The 19,056-nt window shown below is 64.6% G+C and carries 19 protein-coding genes; 10 read left to right on the top strand and 9 right to left on the bottom strand.

What is annotated here, in order from left to right:
• Window positions 1–61 precede the first annotated feature (61 nt).
• The 6 genes from D6B98_RS10690 to D6B98_RS10665 all read left to right on the top strand — a co-directional run bounded on the left by D6B98_RS10690 (window position 62) and on the right by D6B98_RS10665 (window position 6,649).
• Entirely contained in the window at window positions 62–1,150 is a 1,089-nt protein-coding gene (locus D6B98_RS10690; protein ID WP_126256957.1) for a sn-glycerol-3-phosphate import ATP-binding protein UgpC, read from the top strand.
• A gap of 286 nt (window positions 1,151–1,436) precedes the next feature.
• A complete protein-coding gene (locus tag D6B98_RS10685; RefSeq protein WP_028133593.1) occupies window positions 1,437–1,862 on the top strand; it encodes an Hsp20 family protein in 426 nt (141 codons plus the stop codon).
• Window positions 1,863–1,912: 50 nt separating this feature from the next.
• A complete protein-coding gene (locus tag D6B98_RS10680) occupies window positions 1,913–2,185 on the top strand; it encodes a BQ00720 family protein (RefSeq protein ID WP_011083553.1) in 273 nt (90 codons plus the stop codon).
• 200 nt (window positions 2,186–2,385) lie between these two features.
• Window positions 2,386–3,048: a TetR/AcrR family transcriptional regulator gene (locus tag D6B98_RS10675; protein WP_245481331.1), complete on the top strand. Its 663-nt coding sequence runs from the start codon at window positions 2,386–2,388 to the stop codon at window positions 3,046–3,048.
• Window positions 3,045–5,732, top strand: coding sequence for a molybdopterin-dependent oxidoreductase (locus tag D6B98_RS10670; protein WP_126256956.1), 2,688 nt, complete (start codon window positions 3,045–3,047; stop codon window positions 5,730–5,732). The genes D6B98_RS10675 and D6B98_RS10670 overlap by 4 nt, the downstream gene beginning before the upstream one ends.
• Window positions 5,729–6,649 (top strand): FAD binding domain-containing protein, encoded by a 921-nt coding sequence (locus D6B98_RS10665; protein WP_126256955.1) that lies wholly within the window; start codon window positions 5,729–5,731, stop codon window positions 6,647–6,649. The genes D6B98_RS10670 and D6B98_RS10665 overlap by 4 nt, the downstream gene beginning before the upstream one ends.
• Window positions 6,650–6,901: 252 nt before the next feature.
• Here the strand turns inward: D6B98_RS10665 and ptsN are convergent, their stop codons facing one another.
• From ptsN to D6B98_RS10620, 9 genes are all read right to left on the bottom strand, one after another.
• Entirely contained in the window at window positions 6,902–7,363 is a 462-nt protein-coding gene (ptsN, locus tag D6B98_RS10660; protein WP_014438750.1) for a PTS IIA-like nitrogen regulatory protein PtsN, read from the bottom strand.
• A gap of 217 nt (window positions 7,364–7,580) precedes the next feature.
• The gene (gene hpf, locus D6B98_RS10655; protein WP_126256954.1) at window positions 7,581–8,198 is read right to left on the bottom strand and encodes a ribosome hibernation-promoting factor, HPF/YfiA family; all 618 of its coding nucleotides are present in this window, start codon (window positions 8,196–8,198) and stop codon (window positions 7,581–7,583) included.
• A gap of 196 nt (window positions 8,199–8,394) precedes the next feature.
• Window positions 8,395–10,026, bottom strand: a complete 1,632-nt coding sequence (gene rpoN / locus D6B98_RS10650) for an RNA polymerase factor sigma-54 (protein WP_126256953.1) — start codon at window positions 10,024–10,026, stop codon at window positions 8,395–8,397.
• A gap of 91 nt (window positions 10,027–10,117) precedes the next feature.
• Entirely contained in the window at window positions 10,118–11,137 is a 1,020-nt protein-coding gene (gene lptB / locus D6B98_RS10645; protein WP_126256952.1) for an LPS export ABC transporter ATP-binding protein, read from the bottom strand.
• A 219-nt stretch (window positions 11,138–11,356) separates the two neighbouring features.
• Entirely contained in the window at window positions 11,357–12,085 is a 729-nt protein-coding gene (locus D6B98_RS10640; protein ID WP_164718515.1) for an LptA/OstA family protein, read from the bottom strand.
• 5 nt (window positions 12,086–12,090) lie between these two features.
• Window positions 12,091–12,819 (bottom strand): LPS export ABC transporter periplasmic protein LptC, encoded by a 729-nt coding sequence (gene lptC / locus D6B98_RS10635; RefSeq protein WP_126256950.1) that lies wholly within the window; start codon window positions 12,817–12,819, stop codon window positions 12,091–12,093.
• 186 nt (window positions 12,820–13,005) lie between these two features.
• A complete protein-coding gene (locus D6B98_RS10630) occupies window positions 13,006–13,620 on the bottom strand; it encodes a ribonuclease D (protein ID WP_126256949.1) in 615 nt (204 codons plus the stop codon).
• Window positions 13,621–13,794: 174 nt separating this feature from the next.
• Window positions 13,795–14,340 carry a hypothetical protein gene (locus D6B98_RS10625; protein ID WP_245481330.1) on the bottom strand — a complete coding sequence of 182 codons (546 nt, stop codon included), beginning with the start codon at window positions 14,338–14,340 and terminating at the stop codon, window positions 13,795–13,797.
• Window positions 14,341–14,374: 34 nt separating this feature from the next.
• Complete coding sequence (locus D6B98_RS10620) at window positions 14,375–15,835, bottom strand: beta strand repeat-containing protein (protein ID WP_245481328.1); 1,461 nt, start codon at window positions 15,833–15,835, stop codon at window positions 14,375–14,377.
• 476 nt (window positions 15,836–16,311) lie between these two features.
• Here D6B98_RS10620 and D6B98_RS10615 point away from each other — a divergent pair, with 476 nt between their 5' ends.
• The 4 genes from D6B98_RS10615 to D6B98_RS10600 all read left to right on the top strand — a co-directional run bounded on the left by D6B98_RS10615 (window position 16,312) and on the right by D6B98_RS10600 (window position 19,037).
• Complete coding sequence (locus D6B98_RS10615) at window positions 16,312–17,583, top strand: MFS transporter (RefSeq protein ID WP_126256948.1); 1,272 nt, start codon at window positions 16,312–16,314, stop codon at window positions 17,581–17,583.
• An 87-nt stretch (window positions 17,584–17,670) separates the two neighbouring features.
• On the top strand, window positions 17,671–17,928 hold the full coding sequence (locus D6B98_RS10610) for a type II toxin-antitoxin system ParD family antitoxin (protein WP_126256947.1): 258 nt from the start codon (window positions 17,671–17,673) through the stop codon (window positions 17,926–17,928).
• A complete protein-coding gene (locus tag D6B98_RS10605) occupies window positions 17,925–18,224 on the top strand; it encodes a type II toxin-antitoxin system RelE/ParE family toxin (protein ID WP_126256946.1) in 300 nt (99 codons plus the stop codon). Before D6B98_RS10610 ends, D6B98_RS10605 begins: the two co-directional genes overlap by 4 nt.
• A gap of 393 nt (window positions 18,225–18,617) precedes the next feature.
• A complete protein-coding gene (locus tag D6B98_RS10600) occupies window positions 18,618–19,037 on the top strand; it encodes a very short patch repair endonuclease (RefSeq protein WP_126256945.1) in 420 nt (139 codons plus the stop codon).
• Window positions 19,038–19,056: the final 19 nt, after the last annotated feature.

Below are 19,056 nucleotides of genomic sequence, written 5' to 3'. Positions count from 1 at the left end.
GCCTTGCGTACCAACCAGTCCCCATTCGCAATTCCCTGTTCGCTATTCGCCGGAAGATCCCATGGCTAATGTCACCCTGCGCAACGTCCGCAAAACCTATCCCGGCGGCTTCGAAGCCATCAAGGGCGTCGACGTCGATGTCGGCGACGGACAGTTCTGCGTGCTGGTCGGCCCCTCCGGCTGCGGCAAGTCCACCTTGCTGCGCATGGTCGCGGGCCTCGAGACCGTCACCGGCGGCGAGATCGACATCGGCGGCCGCATCGTCAACGGAATCGAGCCGGCCGATCGCGACATCGCGATGGTGTTCCAGAACTATGCGCTCTATCCGCATATGAGCGTGTACAACAACATGGCCTATGGCCTGCGCAACCGCGGCATGGCGGAAGCCGAGATCAGGACCCGCGTCGACGAAGCCGCGCGCATCCTCGAGCTGACATCGATGCTGGAGCGCAAGCCGCGCCAGCTCTCGGGCGGCCAGCGCCAGCGCGTCGCCATGGGCCGCGCCATCGTGCGCCAGCCGAAGGTGTTCCTGTTCGACGAGCCGCTGTCGAACCTCGACGCCAAGCTGCGCATCGCGATGCGGGTCGAGATCCGCAAATTGCAGCGCCGGCTCAACACCACGTCGATCTACGTCACCCACGACCAGCTCGAAGCCATGACGCTCGCCGACATTCTGGTCGTGATGAACGGCGGCCAGGTCGAGCAGGTCGGCAATCCCCTTGCGATCTACGAGAAGCCGGCGACCACCTTCGTCGCCTCCTTCATCGGCGCACCGCCGATGAACCTGATGTCGACGCGGCCCGAGGAGATCCGCTCGCAGCTCGCCGGCAGCGCGGCGGCCGACGCCGGCATCCTCGGTATCCGCCCCGAAGACTTCGTCATCACCGACCAGACCCCGGCCGGCGGCGTCGCCTTGCCGCTGACCGTGGAAGCGATCGAGCGCGTCGGCGCCGAAACCTTCGTCTACGGCTGCCGCGAGCAGGAAGAGCAGCACGTCGCCGCCACCCCCGGCGAGCTGCCGCCCGGCGAGATCATCGTCCGCATTCCCGGAACCGAGGCCCCCGCCATCGGCGCGAAAATCCGGGTCGCGGCGGTGCGCAACAAGCTGCATTTGTTCAGCGGCGACGGGCGCAAGCGGCTTGAGGCCTGACCGGTCCCGAAGGGCCGGATAACAGAAACCGCGAAAACAACCCCATGCACAGTAGGAGGGGGCTTGTTTTCATTGGGATAAATCGCACGGCGTTTTCGCATGCCCGACCATGACGATCCAGACGCGCCTGGTGCGGTTGGTGGCCGCGTTGCGGCTGAATCGCGCATCCACAGCTTCCCGGCTACCTGCTTGAACCCACACGGGAACATGCCCATATTGCTGATCAAGGGGCGCCTCTTGCGGGCCCCGACACACCAAAGTCGCTTCTGCGAGGACTTTGTAAACTATGTCTCGTGTTCCCACGTTATCCAGTCCGTTCCTTCTGGGCTTCGACGAGATTGAGCGCGTGCTCGATCGCGTCGTCAAAGGCGCCGACGGCTACCCTCCCTACAATATCGAGAGGTGCGACCGATCGGACGGCCAACCCGAGCGCTTGCGCATCACGCTGGCGGTCGCCGGATTTACGCGCGACCAACTCGATGTAACCATTGAGGAAAACCAGCTCGTGATCCGCGGGCGGCAGCAGGACGACAAGTCCCGGCAATACATCCATCGCGGCATCGCCGCGCGCCACTTCCAGCGCACCTTCGTGCTGGCGGAGGGGATGCTGGTGCTGGGTGCGGATCTGAAGAACGGGCTGTTGTCGATCGATCTGGCCCGGCCTGAACCGGAAAGGATCGTTAAGACAATCGCTATCAATGAGCACGAATAATGGAACGAGTAGCGGACTCGACCGCTTAGTGTTCCAGAGGAGTCGAGACCATGAGTGAAGGTCACGTTGCGTTCGAATACGAAGCCAAGAACGTCTCCCCGGAGACGCTGGCAACCCTCGGCGAAGGCCATATCGCCTATGTGAAGCAGATCCGCTCGGAAGACGTGCCGGGCCTGTTTCCCGAAGCGCCGAAAATCGCGCCGGGCCTCAAGCTCTTCGCGCTCCATGCCGCCGACGGCACGCCGATCATGCTGACCGACAGCCGCGAAGCCGCGGTCGCCAACGCCTGGAGCAACGAGCTGCAAGCCGTCAGCGTGCACTGAGCGCACGCACGTCGCACGGATAGGGTTTCAAGCGGGCATGCCTTCGCACGAAGGCGTGCCCGTTTGCATTTGGAGGTGGTGTTTTCGCATCACCATCGCCAGCCAAAGGGAATTCGGCGATGTCGCCGCCCGCGTGCGGGGGCGGCCTTGGCTCTTGCGTGCAGGAGACCGTCATCAATCCGTGATTTGACATTTCGTTCGTGTTTGTCAAATCTGACAAAATGCAGGCCAAGGCCCCTCCCCAGGACCGGATCCTCGACGCCGCCATGCGCGTGTTCCGGCGCCACGGCTTCCGCCGCTCCTCGATCGAGCAGGCGGCGGCGGAAGCCGGACTGACGCGGCAGGCGCTCTATCATCACTTCGCCTCCAAGGAGGCGCTGTTTCGCGCCGTGCTCGAGCGGCTCTACGAGCAGGGGCTCGCTGCCGAAATCGCGGCAGCGAAGGCTGCGGAAGAAGCGGGCCTCGAGCTTGCCGACATCCTGGTCGCCGAGATCGGTGCGCGAATGCAGTCGCTGCTCGCTTCGCTCAAGGACTCGCCCCATACCGAGGAGCTGTTTTCCGAGCACCTCGCGCAGGCGCGCGACCTCTATCAGAGCTATTCCAACCGTTTCGCCGACGAGATCGCAACCACGATCGCGCGGGTGTGCCGCAAGCGAAAGCTCACGCTCGAAAGCGGCGTCAGCGTTCGCGAGCTCGCGCGCTGCGTCGAGATGGCGATCCACGGCACCAAATCCGCTTTCCCTTCCATGCAGCCGGTCGAGGCGTTCCTGAAACAGCTCGAGACCATGCTGCGCATGCTGATCGCCGGCGCGATGGCGCCGTCTGCAAAGAAGTCCCTACGCAAAACGGGAGTTCGAAAATGACCACCACGACCATCAATGGACGGCCTCTGGTGCTACCCGACGATCCGGATGCGCTCCTGATCGACGTGATCCGCGATGGCGGCCTCACCGGCACCAAACTCGTCTGCGGCTCCGGCGTCTGCGGCGCCTGCACCGTGCTGCTCGACGGCACGCCCGTCGTGAGCTGCCTGTTGCCGGCACAGGCGGCCGCCGACAAATCGCTGACGACCATCGAGGGCGTCGGAGCAGCCGGATTGCATCCGGTGCAGAAGGCGTTCATGGCGCACGACGCCCTGCAATGCGGCTTCTGCACGCCGGGCTTTGTCGTCGAAGCCACCGCCTTCCATGACAGCTGGCGCGCGACCAAGGGCGCGGCGACACCCTCGCGCGAGGAGATCGCCGCCGCGCTATCGGGACATCTCTGCCGCTGCGGCGCCTATGAAGGCATCTATCGCGCCGTCGCCGAAGCATGCTCGGGCCGCTTCGACGGCAACGATCCCATCGCGCCGCGGCTGGAAGCCCGCGACAAGGTGACGGGACTGGCTCGCTACACTGTCGACATCCACCATGACGGCCAGCTCGAAGGCGTCATCCTGCGCGCGCACCTCGCGCATGCGAGGATCACCGGGCTTGATCTGGCGCCGGCGCGCGCCATTGCCGGTGTTGCCGCGGTCGTTCCGCTGCTCGACGATGACAACATGGTCCGCTTCGTCGGCGCGCCGATTGCAGCCGTCGCGGCCACGGATCGCCGCACCGCACTGAAGGCAATCGCCGCGATCAGCTTCAAGCCCGAGCCTTTGCCCGCGGTGATCGGACTCGATGCAGCGCGACGCGACGATGCGCCCGTCGTGTTCGAAAAGAAGGACCGCAAGCGTGCCGGCAACGTGTCCGAGGGCGCCGGCGGCGCTCCGGTGTCGTGGAAGGGCAATGTGCGCGGGCCTTCGGCACCGTTCTCGCAGAAGGCCAGGCAGGCCAAGAGCTGGCTTGACGAAGCGCGCCAGCAACGCAATCCGCTACTTGTCGAGGAGACCTTTCGCGTCTCGACGCAACAGCACGCAAGCCTCGAACCACATGCCGCCGTGGCTAGGTTCGATGGCGACCAGCTCACCGTGCACATCTCGACCCAGGCCATTCACGAGAGCATGGAGAAGATCGCCAAGCGTTATGGCCTTCCGCACGACAAGGTACGTGTGATCGCCGACCATGTCGGCGGCGGGTTCGGCTCCAAGGGCAGCGTTGGGCTGGAGACCATCGCCGCGATCGAGCTTGCGCGCGCCGCGAAGGCGCCAGTGCGCGTCACCTTCGATCGTGAAGAGGAGCTTTCCGTCGCCGGCTATCGTCCGGCCGCCGAGCTGAAGCTGTCCTTGCTGCCTTCGGCGGAAGGCCGCCTCAAGGCGCTGTCGCTCACCGCCCATGCCGATACCGGCGCCGCCGTGAACTCGCTGATCGCCGGCCTGGCGCGGCTGATCTATCCGGCCGAAGCAAAGGAACTCGTCGACTTCGACGTGCTCAGCAATTTGCCGCCCGGCGCGCCGTTCCGCGGCCCCGGCGGTCCGCCGATGTCGTTTGCGCTGGAGCAGGCGGTCGACGAAGCGGCGCTGCGCATGAAGGTCGATCCGATTCACCTGCGCAAGCTCTGGGACTCAGATCCCAACCGCCAGCGATTGTACGACTGGGCTGCCGGGCTCGACGTCTGGAAGAACCGCAAGCCGGCAGTCTCGCAAACTGGCCGCTACCGGCGCGGCGTCGGCGTTGCAACCGGCTACTGGCTCTATCTCTGGCAGACCGGCTCCTCGGTCGAACTTGCGATCAAGGGCGGCCGCATCGTCGCAAGCTGCGCGGTACAGGATATCGGCACGGGCACGCGCAGCGTGATCGCTAACACCGTCGCGAAGGCGTTCGATCTCGAGCCGCAGGACGTGGAAGTTCGCATCGGCCGCTCCAACCTGCCCCCCGGACCGGGCTCCGGCGGCAGCCGCGTCACCGCCTCGGTAGTGCCGCCGACCTTGCTTGCCATCGACAAGCTGAAAGCGGAAATCAGGCGCACTGCGTCTCGCACACCTGCTCCGGGCTCGAACGCGCCGTGGCGCGAGATGATCGCGGCTTCTCCCGACATCGCCGTGTCGGCAAGACGCCAGGAGGACGGCAAACCGCCGCCCGGCGTCAGGCCTGCGCTGCACGAGGCGGGCATCATGGGCCGGGTGTTCGGTTGGGTGCTGCGTCTGATGAACCACATGGTGGTCGGCGCCGGAGTGCCGAGCTCGGTGCAGGTGATGGAAGTCGAGGTCGATACCTGGCTCGGCCATGTGCGCGTGCTCAACGCCTATACGGGCCTCGCGATCGGCAAGCTCGCCGCGCCGGCGCTGGCGCGAAGCCAGGCCGCGGGCGCGGTGATCCAGGGCATCGGCTACGCACTCTATGAGTCGCGGGAGACCGATCCTTTGAGCGGCCACATCCTGAGCGGCAGCATGGAGGATTATCGCATTCCGGGGATTGGGGACATGCCAAGACTGGAAGTGCATTTCGACGAGGCCGGTTTCGAGCATGTGCCGGGCGGCAGCGTCGGCATCGGCGAAGTCGCCACCGTGCCGACCTCGCCCGCGATCGCCAACGCCATCCGCGATGCGATCGGCGTGAGACTGACCGAAATTCCGTTCCGGCCCGATCGTCTGATGGCCGCGCTGAAAGGGAGGGATGCAGCATGAGTGTCGCCGTCACGACCGCAAATCCCACGCCTGAATTCCGCGCCGGAGGCACCGACTTCAGCGAACGCCGCCGCAGCGGCGTGTCGCAGGGAACGCCGATCGATATTTCGGCCACCGGCGACAAGACGATCACCTGGGACGCCGACGGAGCAGCCCAGATCGGCGCGCTTACCACCATCGCCACGATCGCGACGGACGCGCGCATCGCCGCTGCCTATCCCGGTATTGCGGCGAGCGCGCATGGCCTCGCGACGCCACAGGTGCGCCAGGTTGCAACGCTCGGCGGCAATCTCGCGCAACGGTCGCGCTGCTGGTATTTCCGCCGGGCCGACATCGATTGCCTGAAGAAAAGCGGTAGCACCTGCCCTGCCCGGTCAGGCAATCATCTCTATGGCGTTGCCTTCGATCTCGGCGACTGCGTCGCGCCGCATCCCTCGACCATGGCGGCGGCGCTGCTCGCCTATGATGCGACCATCACCACGGACCGGCGCAGCGGATTGACGATTGCCGGCCTGCTCGGCGACGGCTCGGTCGCGCACGCCGATCATACACTCGCAGCAGGCGAGATGATCAAAAGCATCGCGCTTCCTGCTCCGATTGAGGGCGAGCGCGCTTCCTACAAGCGGGCGATCAGCCGGACCTATGCGGAATGGCCGCTGGTGGAACTCTGCGCCCGCACCGTGATCGCCGACGGCAAGTTCCAGCTCGTGCGTCTCGCTGCAGGCGGCGTCGCGCCCGTGCCGCTTCGCCTCACCGCCGCGGAAGTCGCGCTCGGTGGCAAGATTGTCAATGCGGCATCGATCGCAGAAGCGGCGAAAGCGGCGACCTTGGGCGCCCAACCATTGCCGATGACGGCCTACAAGCTCGATCTCCTGCAAGGGCTGATGCGCGACGTGCTGGAGCGGCTTTCGGATTAGCCGGTCGCGCACGCCGCGAAGCCGCTGCAGCCAAGGCCTGGAGCAATGAGCGATAAGCGTGCGCTGAGCACGCGCTTCGCAGGAAGCAATTCGATCGGGCATGACTTCGCAGGAAGGCGTGCCCGTTTTCGTTGTGAGCGGCTTCGAAAAGTTCGTCGTCATGCCCGGGCTTGCCCGTGCATGACGACGCTGAGAGTTCAACGCCTCAACAGAGAGTCTCGATCGTCACGGTGTGAGGCGGTGGAGTCGGCGCTACGCCGCAGTCGCCGGCGGCAGCGCCAGCACCGAATAGATCGCCTGGGCGTCGCGCGAGGCGCGGAGCTTCTTGGCGATGTCCTGGTCACGGAGCAGGCGGGCGATGCGGGCGAGGGCCTTGAGGTGATCGGCGCCGGCGCCTTCGGGGGCGAGCAGCAGGAAGACCAGATCGACCGGCTGGCCGTCCATCGCCTCGAAATCGATCGGGCGATCGAGCCGCGCGAACAGGCCAAAGATCTTTTCGAGCTTGGGCAGCTTGCCGTGCGGAATGGCGACGCCATAGCCGACCGCGGTGGTGCCGAGCTTCTCGCGCTGCAGCAGCACCTCGAACACCGAGCGCTCGTTCTGCCCGGTCAGCTCGGCGGCCCTGGCCGCGAGCTCCTGCAAGGCCTGCTTCTTGCTGTTGACCTTCAATGCCGGGAGAATCGCCTCGGGTGCGACCAGATCGGTAATCGGCATGGAGGCTTTCCGAGGTGAATTAAACCGTCAGGTTCCGATTTGGCCCGCTTGATAGACCAAGCTGGGCCGGCGTCAATAACATGAAGCAGGAGGTGGACTTAGCCCAATCCAGATGTGGGGGGCTTCTACTCCAACGCAATCCCGGTGCCAACTCCCGCGTGCGGCTTTGCCACGGTCATTGTTAAGGGCCGGGATCGTACGGACCCCCCGCCTCGGCCTAACCGCCCGCCTTGCCGTCGACCTTGCCGTCCGCCTTGGCCCCCGGCGGGTCGATCCAGCCGACATTGCCGTCCGCCCGGCGGTAAATGATGTTCACCCGGCCCGAAGAGCCATGCTGGAATACCAGGCAAGGTGCGCCGCTGAGGTCGAGTTCCATGACCGCCTCGCTGACCGAAAGCTGTTTCAACGACGTGGTTTGCTCCGCAATGATCACGGGGCTGTAGCCGGTGACTTCCTCTTCGCCCTCTCCGGGCGCCTCGAGCACGTAGGCCGTCGCGTCGAGCGCCGCCAGCGCTTCGGAGGCGACATGGGCCTTGCGGGCGGAGCGGTCCTTGAGCCGGTTCTTGTAGCGGCGCAGCCGCCTCTCGATCATCACCAGCGCCTGGTCGGCGCTGGCATAGGCATCCGGCGCGTTCGAATCGGCCTCCAGCGTGATCCCCGAATCGAGGTGCAGGGCGCAATCGGTGCGAAAGCCGAAGCCGTCCTTGCTGAGCGTGATGTGGCCGGAATAATTGCCGTCGAAATATTTGCGCAGCACCTCGTCGGTGCGATCGGCAACGCGGCCCCGCAGGGCCTCCCCGACGCTGATGCTCTTGCCCGAAATCCGAAGAGTCATGGATGCCTCGCTTGGTTTTGCTCATCAGCTGCGACGACGTCATCGCAGCTGAAGTCGTTCCCTGCGCGTGATCTCCCCACGAGCTCTTTCCGCGTTGGTGGGGAGAGGAAACCGCTGTGCACTTTTCCGGATCATGCGCGTGCCTGGATCGGTTGCAAAGGGGAGCCGAGAGTAGCGCGATTTCGCGCCAGCGCAATCAGGCCGGTTCGGGGTTGCGCGAGCGATCGGACAAGGCGGTGGAGAGGACGTTACCAAGGGCGCTCTGCTTGTCGCGGCGGCGTTGCACCGAGGAAGGAATGCGCATGGCTTCGCGGTATTTCGCGACCGTGCGGCGGGCAATATCAATGCCCGAGGCGCGCAAGCGTTCCACGATGGTGTCGTCCGACAGGATCGCGCTGGGCTCTTCCGAATCGATCAGCTGCTTGATGTGATGGCGCACGGCTTCGGCGGAATGCGCCTCGCCGCCGTCGGCCGAGGCGATCGAGGCCGTGAAGAAATATTTCAGCTCGAACGTGCCGCGATTGGTTGCCATGTACTTGTTGGCGGTGACGCGCGACACCGTGGATTCATGCATCTGAATGGCATCAGCGACGGCCTTCAGATTCAGCGGGCGCAGATGCGCCACGCCGTGGGTGAAGAAGCCGTCCTGCTGGCGCACGATCTCAGTTGCAACTTTCAGGATGGTGCGGGCGCGCTGGTCGAGCGCGCGCACCAGCCACGTCGCGTTCTGCAGCGCGTCGGTGAAATAGGACTTGTCGCCGTCCTTGCCGACCTTCTTCGACAGCTCGGAATAGTAGGTCTGGTTGACCAGCACGCGCGGCAAGGTGTCGCTGTTGAGCTCGACATGCCAGCCGCCGTCGGGACCGGGGCGGACATAGACGTCGGGCACCATGGTCTGCAAACGCGCCGAGCCGAACTTCATGCCCGGCTTGGGATTGAGGCGGCGGATCTCGCCGATCATGTCGGCGATGTCCTCGTCGTCGACGCCGCAGATCTTGCGCAAGGCCACGATGTCGCGCTTGGCGAGCAGATCGAGATGCTCGACGAGAGCCTGCATCGCGGGGTCGTAGCGGTCGAGCTCGCGGAGCTGGATCGCGAGGCATTCGCTCAAGGATCGCGCGCAGATGCCGGGAGGATCGAATTTCTGCAGCACGGCGAGGACGCCCTCGACGTCGGCTTGCGATGCGCCAAGACGCTCGGCGGCCTGGCCGAGATCGGGCGGCAGATAGCCGGCCTCGTCGACGAGGTCGATCAGGTACTGGCCGATCATGCGCTGCGCAGGCGCGGTGAAGGCCACCGAGAGCTGCTCGGCAAGATGGTCCGAGAGCGTCAACTCCGCGGCCACGAAGGCTTCGAGATTGTAGTCCTCGTCGCCGGAGGCGCCGCCGCCCCATTCGGTGTAGGTGGTCGGCGCGGCGTCCTGGGCGTTGCGCGCGGCCGCCTCGGCCGGCTCCTCGGAGAAGACGTTGTCCAGGCCCGTGTCCAGGGTCTGCTCGATCTCGGCGCGGGTGCCGAGATCCTTGCTCATCCATTCGTCCTGGCCCGGCTCGAAGCCGTCCGCGCTGCCGCCAAAGCCATCGTCACCCTGGCCTTCGCCCTGGCCACCGGCCTCGTCGCCATGGCCGTACGGGCCGGCATCAGTGGGGGTCTCGCCCGCGGGGGCCTCGTCATTGGCCCGTTCCAGCAGAGGGTTCCGCTCAAGCTCCTCTTCCACGAACGTCGTGAGATCGAGATTGGACAATTGCAGCAGCTTGATCGCCTGCATCAGCTGCGGCGTCATCACCAGCGACTGCGATTGCCGGAACTCTAATCTCTGCGTGAGCGCCATGAAGCAAGAACCGTTCCCAAAAAATTGGTCCGATTTTTGCTTATCTTAGTCCAAGCCCGATGTACATGTCTTGACGAAACGCAAAAACGGGCTAGAGGCGGAATTCCTCGCCAAGGTAAAGGCGGCGCACGTCCGGATCGGCGACGATCTCATCCGGGCTCCCCTCGGTCAGGATTTCCCCGGCATAGACGATATAGGCGCGATCGGTGAGGCCGAGCGTCTCGCGCACATTGTGGTCGGTGATGAGCACGCCGATGCCGCGATTGGTGAGATGGCGGACGAGGTCCTGGATGTCGCCGACGGCGATCGGGTCGATGCCGGCGAAGGGCTCGTCGAGCAGCATGTAGTTCGGCCGCGTCGCCAGCGCACGCGCGATCTCGACGCGGCGGCGCTCGCCGCCCGACAGCGCGATCGACGGCGATTTGCGCAGCCGCGTGATGTTGAATTCGTCGAGCAGGGAGTCGAGCTGCTGCTCGCGCTTCTTGCGCGAGGGCTCGACCACTTCGAGCACGGCGCGGATATTCTGCTCGACGGTGAGGCCGCGGAAGATCGAGGCTTCCTGCGGCAGATAGCCGATGCCGAGCCGCGCGCGCTGATACATCGGCAGTCTGGTGACGTCGTGGCCGTCGAGCTCGATCGCGCCGCGATCGGCCTTGATCAGGCCGGTGATCATGTAGAACACGGTGGTCTTGCCGGCGCCGTTCGGGCCGAGAAGGCCGACCGCTTCGCCGCGGCGCACATAGATGCTGACGCCGCGTACCACCTGCCGGCTGCCGAAGGCCTTTTCCACGCTATGCACAGCCAGGAAACCCGGCCGCTTCAGGAGCTGAGGTCCGCCGGTGCCATTGGACTTGCCGGCAGCCCTGACGGGGTGAACCGGCTGCGGACGCGGCTCGGGTTGATAATCGTGCTGGTAGTCGCCTTGATAGTCGCCCTGGAACTGGCCGGGCGCATGCATCGCCTGGTCACGGGCGATCGGCGGCGCGTCGCGGATCGGGCTGGTCACGAGCCCGCCGACACCGTCACCGAGCGTGGTGATGTCCTGACGGGCAAATCCTGGCCGGCCGCGCTTGGCGGGGCGCCGACGGAACATGCTGAAGAGATCGACCATCCCCGCCTTCCAGCCTTTCGCGACGATCCTGCGCGAATTCGCGCGATCTGCCGCAGCGGCCTTCGATTCGCCGATGCGGCATGAGTGAAGGGATGTCTCATGCCCAGTGAAACACGCCCGAAAAGCGGCGAACCCCGCTTCGAAGCCTTGTGCGCTAGATACAGTCTCGCCGGCCAAGCTTCAACCTCGGTTCGGCCGCATCCGAACCAAGCCGTTGAATTATTTCGGTTTACTTGCGCCGGGCAATTGCAGTGGCGGCGCCCCGCCGGCCTTGCCGCCCTGGCCCCCCTGGCCGCAATCGCTGCCGCCGCCCTGCGGCAGCAGGGCCTGAACCCGGCCATTGTCGGATTCCACCCGCGACACGCCTGTCGTCATGTCGACCATCAAACGGTCGCCGCGCAGCACGTTCTTGCACTGCGTCAGGACCACCTGACCGGAGCCGCCGAGCATGGTGATGAGATTGGTCTTGGTGTCGAACACGGCGGTATCGCCTGTGACCACCTGGTCCTTCTGGGTGACCACGACATTGCCGCGCGCCTCCAGCCGCTTGATCGAGGAGCTGCCGCCCGGACCCGGCTGCGCCGACTGCATCGGCGCAGATTTGGCGCCTTTTGCGGGTGCGGGCTGCGGCGTGGCGGGCTTGTCGCCGCCGGATTCGTAGAACACCACCAGCGTCTTCGAGGTCATGGTGGTGTCGCCCTGGATGACCTTCACGTTGCCGGCGAAGGTCGCCTCCTTCTTCTTGTCGCGCATCTCGAGCGAGGCGGCCTCGATCTGGATCGGCTGGTCGCGGTTCTGCGAAAAGCCCTGCATCGCGTTGGGCACGCCCTGCATCGCGCTCTGCGCGATGGCCGCGCTACCCGCGACCAGCGCGATGCCGACCGCAAATGCAGCCGCGCTGATGATGGCGCACCGCTTGTCGTCGCTGCGCGAAAAGATCCCGGTCATCAAAATCATCTTGTGTTGGCAGACTTGTTCTGAGGCGTACGTGTCTTTGCCGGCGGCGCGGGCTCGACCGGCGCAGGCTGTGCGGCGGCAGGGTCGTCCAGCTTGTCCAGATGCATCACCACATTGCCTTCGAAACGGATGACGTCGCCGCCTTCCGTAATTCGCAAGCGATCGGCGGTCAGCGTGCCGTTGGTCAGCTTGACGTCGACACGCTCGTCCGAGGAGACCGTGCCCTTGTTCATGTCGACGAAGGCGGAGTTCAGCCGCGCCTCATAGCCGGTGGAGGTGCGCAGAAAGATGTCCTTGTGCAGGTCGAGCTGCTGCTGCTTGTTGTCGAAGCGGCCGGTGCGGGCATCGAGGAACAGGGTGGATTGATCCTCCATCAGCACTTTCGCGCGCAGGTCGTTGAGATCGACATGATCGGGATCGGTGATGTCCTGCGTCGCGGTCTTGGCCCAGAGCTCGTAGGGCCGCCGATCCGGCGTGAAGCCGGACAGATGCGGCGATTCCATCGTGATCTTGGTGCCCGACACCACCATGTTTTCGACCGTGAGCGGCAGCTCCGGAATCCTGAACTTGTTGAAGAACGCGATGTAGATAATCACGGCCATGGCCACGACCACTGTCGCGGGGACCCCGACCCGCAGAATCCGCACCAGACGGCTGTGGCGCGCCGCGCTGGCAAACTTCGCCGCGAGCGCGGCGTCGTAGGTGGGATTGTGGGCCGAATTCACCTGAGCTCCTGAGGTGTCGCTCGCCAAGCCGGGTCGAGGGCGCCCCCATTGTACCCGCCGCCGCCGCAATATGCAGCCTTGGACGTATGCCTGGACGTGTCAGGCTTGGACGTACCAGGCTTGGACAGGCCGCAGGAAAGTGTCCGAAACGGGGCGCAGACCCGAGTCTACCCGGCGGCCGAGGGCTCAGGAATGCGCGAAAATGTCCTCTTCCGCCCAGCCCTGGAGGTCGAGCAGGGCCCGGGTCGGCAGGAAGTCGAAACAGGACCTGGCCAGCTGCGTGCGGCCTTCCCGGACCAGCATGGCATCCAGCCGCTCGCGCAAGGCATGCAGGTGCAGCACGTCGGAGGCGGCGTAGGCGAGCTGCGGCTCGGTCAGGCTGTCCGAACCCCAGTCGCTGGATTGCTGCTGCTTGGAAAGGTCGACATTGAGCACCTCGCGCACGAGGTCTTTCAGGCCGTGGCGGTCGGTGTAGGTACGGGTCAGGCGCGAGGCAATCTTGGTGCAATAAATCGGCCCGGTCATGACGCCGAAGGTCTGGTACAGCACCGCGACGTCGAACCGCGCGAAGTGGAAGATCTTGGTGATGGCGGGATTGGCCAGCAGCGCCTTCAGGTTCGGCGCGTCGGTGTGACCCTTGGGGATCTGCACCACGTCGGCGCTGCCGTCGCCGGGCGAGAGCTGCACCACGCAGAGCCGGTCGCGGTGCGGATTCAGCCCCATGGTCTCGGTGTCGATGGCCACCGCATTGGTGTAGCGCGTGAGGTCGGGCAGGTCGCCGCGGTGCAGGCGTACGGTCATGGCGTTTCAAAGCCTCGGGTCGAATCGGTTGCGTCGGCACAATAGCTAATTCGGATCGCCCGCGATGTAGCCATTGCCGGCGGGCCGCGCAAGCACGCGGTTCGGTCAGATCGCCGCCGACATGATGCAGACCATCGCCGCGACCGTGATGCGGCTGGCGCCCGCGCAAACCCCTCAGGGCGTCTTCTTCTGCGCGGGCGTGGCCGGCCTCACGGGCGTCACCTGGGCTTGCGGCTGTGCCGATGCAGCTCCCGGCGTCGCGATCGCGATCGCGAACAGGCGCCATTGCCCTGCTACGATCTGAAACGTCAGATCGAACTGGATCTGCTGCGGCCGGGTTGGAATGTAACCTGCGAGGCGCAGCATTCCGCGCTGGTCGAGCGCGGGCGCTTCGCTGAATTGCGGCGCCAGCAATGCCGCAGCATAGAGATCGAAATTGCGGCGCCGCAGGTCGAGAAAATTCAGCCCGAGATCTGCGGCGGTGTTGCGCGCCTGGAAGTCGGGCGCCGCAAGATCGCGCAGCACCGTGTAATTGCCCGTGCGGTTAGCATCATTGAGCGTGAGCAGCGTCGAGCGGATCAGATAGAGCGCCTTCTCCAACGTGACGGGCAGCGACGGCTGCGCCGGGGCCGGCTCGGGCGTCTTTTGCTGCGCCATCGCCCCGCTGCCACAGGACAGCAGCAACGCCAGTGCAATCACGGCTCGCACAATCAATCGCATGGCACGGCCCTTTGCATGAAGTGGCCTGCTGCCTTCACCAGCCGACGCGCATGCCGACGCGGCCGCCCAAGCCGCCGCCATTCGTGCCATAGGTCAGCCCGCCACTGGCCTGCACGTGCTCGCTGACGCGCAGCGCCGCACTCATCGAGAGCGCATTGGTGTTCTGAAACGTGCCCCAGTTCATGCTCATCGCCATCTTCTCGGACGGCATCAGCCAGGGCGAGCCGGACATCGCGAAGGCCATCGCGACACCGTTGACCGCCTTGCCGGTCCTGCCGTCGAGGTCGTTGAGCCGGGCATTGATGCCTGCGAGCTGGCTGTTGATGCCTGCGATATCCGCGGGGCTCGCAAACCCGAGCGCGCTGAGCGAGGTGGATGCGAGATTGCCGGCCGCGTCGGTGGTGACGAGCTGCACGGGTCCGGACTGCGCGGCTGTGCTCGCGGCCGAGGTGACGCCTGACATCGTGTAGGTATTGCTCGCCGTCCCGTAAACCTGCTGGTTCGCGCGCGTCGCGGTGGCGCCATTGCCAATCGCGGCCGAGTTCGCGAAAGTTGCCGATGTGCCATTACCGAAGGCCGACGAATTCGCGCCGGTGGCGTTGGCGCCGTTGCCCACGGCAGTGTTTGCCACACCGTTTCCGCTCGCATTAGCGCCGTTTCCGATGGCGGTGTTGAAGCTGCCGGTGCCGCTGGCATCAGATTGCGCACCGTTCGCGACGTTCCCAGAATTGGTGCCATGGGCATGCGCCAGATAGCCGGTCGCCGTGTTGAAGCTGTTGGTGCCAAGCGCGACGGCGGCGTTGCCGGTGGCGACGTTGTTGCTTCCGGACCCGCTCGCGTTGGTATTCAGGCCGGTCGCGATATTGTAGCTGTTGTCGCCGGTCGCGTTGGAGTTGACGCCGGTCGCAATGTTGCTGCTGCCGTTGCCGAAGGCGTTGGCGTTGGTCCCCGTCGCGGTGTTGGCGCTGGCGTCCCCGTAAGCCCTGGCGACAAACCCGGTCGCAAGATTTCTGCTGTTGTTGCCGGAGGCATTGGAACTGCGCCCTGTCGCAACGTTCCTGCTGTTGTCTCCGTTGGCCAGGGCGGTGAGCCCGGACGCAAGATTGCCGCTGTTGTTGCCGCTGGCGTTGGCGCCGGCGCCGGCCGCGATATTGGTACTGTTGTCACCGCTGGCTTGCGCGTTGTTTCCGGACGCCATGTTTTTGCTGCCTTCACCGCTGGCAATGGCTCCCGCTCCGGTCGCGCTGTTGAAACTGTTGTTGCCGCTGGCGTTGGCATTGTTTCCCGTGGCCCCATTGGAGCTGCTATCGCCGCTGGCGTTAGCGCCGGCCCCGACCGCGGAGTTGTTGCTGCCGTTGCCGGCAGCGGAAGCGGAGGGCCCGCAGGCAAAATTGCCCCCTGAGCCGGCCGCACTGGCGCCTTGATCGGACAAGGCACCATCCACGCAGATGAACTGGGCCCGGGCTTGCGGCGCGCCGGCGCAGGCCGCGATCACGGCAAGCAGCGCCGTTGCGAGACAGGCGGCGATTCGCGCGCGCAACGAAATCATCATGTTGGTCCCCACCCCGTCCTCCAACCTTGCGACCGGCAAGTGGCGCAGGAGGATCGAAGACCGCCGTCACTTCCAGCCCCCAGGCCGCCACCGCGTCAAACGATTGACGCTTGCGCGGCACGGCGACACTCAAAGCATGCAGTCCATGGCTTTGGAAGACGCCGGATGCGCGAGGGACCGCGCGGCATTGCGTCCTCCCATATTCATGGGGTGCGGGGCCGGCGCCCGGCTTCTCAGCCCGCGCACGCCTTTCGCGAAGCCGCCGGACGGTTGGTCGGATCGCGGGCTGTTGCACGGATCCCACAACCCGGCGCGTGCTTCGGATTCCGTCAGGAATGAGGGCCGTGCGCCCGTGAAAATCATGCGGGCCCACCCCATCTTCCGCTTTCTCTCCCCGCCACCCGACGAAATCGAGATCCATGACCGAACAGACGCTCGCTGCGCCTATCGAGGCCCCATCGGAACGCCCGCGCGGCTTTTCGCGCTATCAGGCGTTTCTCATCGCGCTGCTCGCGTTCACGCAGTTCACCATCATCCTCGACTTCATCATCATGTCGCCGCTCGGCGCCATCCTGATGCCAGCGCTCGACATCACGGCCACCCAGTTCGGCGTCGCGGTGTCGGCCTATGCGTTCAGTGCCGGCATTTCGGGCGTGCTGGCCGCCGGCTTTGCCGACCGCTTCGATCGCAAGCGCCTGCTGTTGTTCTTCTATGTCGGCTTCACGCTCGGTACCGCGCTCTGCGCGGCTGCGCCGAACTACCATGTGCTGCTGCTCGGCCGGGTCGTGACCGGATTGTTCGGCGGCGTGATCGGCGCGGTCGTGCTCGCCATCATCACCGACCTGTTCCCGCTGCACATGCGCGGCCGCGCGATGGGAACCATCCAGACGGCGTTCGCGGCGAGCCAGGTGCTCGGCATTCCCGCCGGGCTGTTTCTCGCCAATCGCTGGAGCTGGCATGTCTGCTTCATCGCGATCGTCGTGGTGTCGGTCGCTGCGATCGCCATCATCGCCTTCGCCATGAAGCCGGTCGATGCGCATCTGAAGCTGAAGCAGGACAGAAACCCGTTCCACCATCTGATCGCCACGCTTGCGCAGCCACGCTATACGCTGGCGTTCGCGGTCACGACGCTGCTGGCGACCGGCGGATACATGCTGATGCCGTTCTCCAGCGCCTTCACCGTGAACAATCTCGGCATCGACATCACGCATCTGCCGACGATCTATCTCGTCTCCGGCCTGTTCAGTATCGTCACGGGACCGCTGGTCGGCCGCGCCAGCGACGCGTTCGGCAAATACCCGACCTTCGTGTTCGGCTGCGTGATGACCGTGATCATGGTGCTGGTCTACACCCATCTCGGCCACGTCACGCTCGCGACCGCGATCCTCGTCAACGTGCTGATGTTCGTCGGCATCTTCTCGCGCATGATCCCGTCGCAGGCGCTGATGTCGGCGATCCCCGATTCCGACCAGCGCGGCTCGTTCAGCGCGATCAGCGCCTCGCTGCAGCAGCTCTCCGGCGGCCTCGGCTCGGTGCTCGCCGGCGCGATCATCGCGCAGGCGCCCGACGGCGCGCTGCTGCATTTCGACCGGATCGGCTACGTCGTCGTCGCCACAACGATCATCACGCTGGTGATGATGTATTTTGTGCAGAAGGCGGTGGCGGAGCGGGCGGGGAAGCGGGTGGTGTGAGGGGAGAGCGGACGGAGCTGGCCGAGGCTTGATGCAATGACCGTCCAATAATAGTTATTAGAGGGCATATTGGTGGAGCAAATCGGCATGGCCGTCAGCGCAGACCTTGGCGAAGCCCTTGAAAATTTTGTGAAAAAGCTGGTTGCATCGGGCCGGTACCACTCCAAGAGCGAGGTATTGCGGGAGGGCGTGCGGCTGATTCAGGAGCGTGAAGCTCGTCTGGCCGCTTTGGACGCTGCGATCGCACGCGGGATTGAGGATGCCGATGCGGGGCGGGTCAAATCGAGTTCCGAGGTGTTTGACCGGCTGGAAGCGAGATTGAGCACCAAGGCCGACCGCAAGTGATCGTCGTCATTACCGCCGAAGCGGAGGCCGACATCGAGGAGATCGCGTCATACGTCGCCGAGCAGAGTCCGCAGAGCGCACTCAAGCTGATCCGCGGGCTGCGCGAGAAGTGCGAATCCCTCGCTGACGCGCCGCGCGGCTATCCCTTGGTCCCGCGCTACGAAGACAAAGGCATTCGCCGGCGACCGTTCGGGAGCTTTTTGATTTTCTATCGTGTCGGCATCGATGCGATCGAGGTGATCCACATCCTCCACGGCGCACGAGACTACGAGCCTCTGCTTTTCCCGGAGGATTAGATTTCAGGATCGACCGCAATGTGCCGCTCGCACACGCCATAAAATGGTGCCCAGGAAAGGATTGCCTGAGGTTGCGTGAACCTCCTTGATTTTACAACGCAATTTTTATTCCGACTAGAGTTTGTTACACACCTTTATTGCGCAGTGACTATTCAATTCTGCATCGTTTCGAGGCTTCCGAGCTTCTCGACCCTATTCGCGCTCGCGCCAAGCCTGCTCAATGGCCCGTCCGGGACTTGCACATTTGGCGCTTGGCCAATCGAAACTCACGATGTGGCCGGAGGAGATTTCGCCCGCTCCTCTTAGCTCCAGCTCGCTAGAAACTTCTTGGGGCGGTTGGCAATCCCGCACGCCTCACTTATCTGAACGCTTCTAATTCTTAGTGGACAGCTCATGGCCGATACGCTCGATAAGCAACAGCGTAGTGCACTTATGTCTCGAATCGGGCCGAGCAACTCGAAGCCTGAAATGGCCGTTCGGAGTTGTCTGCATGGTCTGGGCTTTCGATTCGGGCTTCACAATTCAAGACTTTTAGGAACTCCAGACATAGTACTCCGAAAGCACAAGACCTTGGTCTTCGTCCATGGCTGTTTCTGGCACCGCCATACGGGATGTCGCAAGGCGACCTCACCGAAAACACGAGTAGAATTTTGGCAAGATAAGTTCCTTGCCAACGTCAGGCGAGATCGGCGCGTACGCCGAAAGCTCAGGGCTGACGGGTGGCGCGTAATCACGGTGTGGGAATGTCAAACCGTTGAACGAGATCGTCTCATCAAGCTTCTAGCGCGCCACCTTTCGTTCAACCGCAATTAGAAGAAGAATAACCAATTGA

It is taken from the genome of Bradyrhizobium sp. LVM 105, assembly GCF_003957705.1.
Taxonomy (GTDB): domain Bacteria; phylum Pseudomonadota; class Alphaproteobacteria; order Rhizobiales; family Xanthobacteraceae; genus Bradyrhizobium; species Bradyrhizobium frederickii.
This window is presented reverse-complemented; position numbering and strand designations above follow the sequence as displayed.

Bases quoted from the DNA above. Each gene is read 5' to 3' on its own strand.
- D6B98_RS10690 (WP_126256957.1), top strand. From the start codon at position 62: ATGGCTAATGTCACCCTGCGCAACGTCCGCAAAACCTATCCCGGCGGC.
- D6B98_RS10685 (WP_028133593.1), top strand. From the start codon at position 1,437: ATGTCTCGTGTTCCCACGTTATCCAGTCCGTTCCTTCTGGGCTTCGAC.
- D6B98_RS10680 (WP_011083553.1), top strand. From the start codon at position 1,913: ATGAGTGAAGGTCACGTTGCGTTCGAATACGAAGCCAAGAACGTCTCC.
- D6B98_RS10670 (WP_126256956.1), top strand. From the start codon at position 3,045: ATGACCACCACGACCATCAATGGACGGCCTCTGGTGCTACCCGACGAT.
- D6B98_RS10665 (WP_126256955.1), top strand. From the start codon at position 5,729: ATGAGTGTCGCCGTCACGACCGCAAATCCCACGCCTGAATTCCGCGCC.
- ptsN (WP_014438750.1), bottom strand. From the start codon at position 7,363: ATGCCGATTACCGATCTGGTCGCACCCGAGGCGATTCTCCCGGCATTG.
- hpf (WP_126256954.1), bottom strand. From the start codon at position 8,198: ATGACTCTTCGGATTTCGGGCAAGAGCATCAGCGTCGGGGAGGCCCTG.
- rpoN (WP_126256953.1), bottom strand. From the start codon at position 10,026: ATGGCGCTCACGCAGAGATTAGAGTTCCGGCAATCGCAGTCGCTGGTG.
- lptB (WP_126256952.1), bottom strand. From the start codon at position 11,137: ATGGTCGATCTCTTCAGCATGTTCCGTCGGCGCCCCGCCAAGCGCGGC.
- D6B98_RS10640 (WP_164718515.1), bottom strand. From the start codon at position 12,085: ATGACCGGGATCTTTTCGCGCAGCGACGACAAGCGGTGCGCCATCATC.
- D6B98_RS10630 (WP_126256949.1), bottom strand. From the start codon at position 13,620: ATGACCGTACGCCTGCACCGCGGCGACCTGCCCGACCTCACGCGCTAC.
- D6B98_RS10625 (WP_245481330.1), bottom strand. From the start codon at position 14,340: ATGCGATTGATTGTGCGAGCCGTGATTGCACTGGCGTTGCTGCTGTCC.
- D6B98_RS10615 (WP_126256948.1), top strand. From the start codon at position 16,312: ATGACCGAACAGACGCTCGCTGCGCCTATCGAGGCCCCATCGGAACGC.
- D6B98_RS10610 (WP_126256947.1), top strand. From the start codon at position 17,671: ATGGCCGTCAGCGCAGACCTTGGCGAAGCCCTTGAAAATTTTGTGAAA.
- D6B98_RS10600 (WP_126256945.1), top strand. From the start codon at position 18,618: ATGGCCGATACGCTCGATAAGCAACAGCGTAGTGCACTTATGTCTCGA.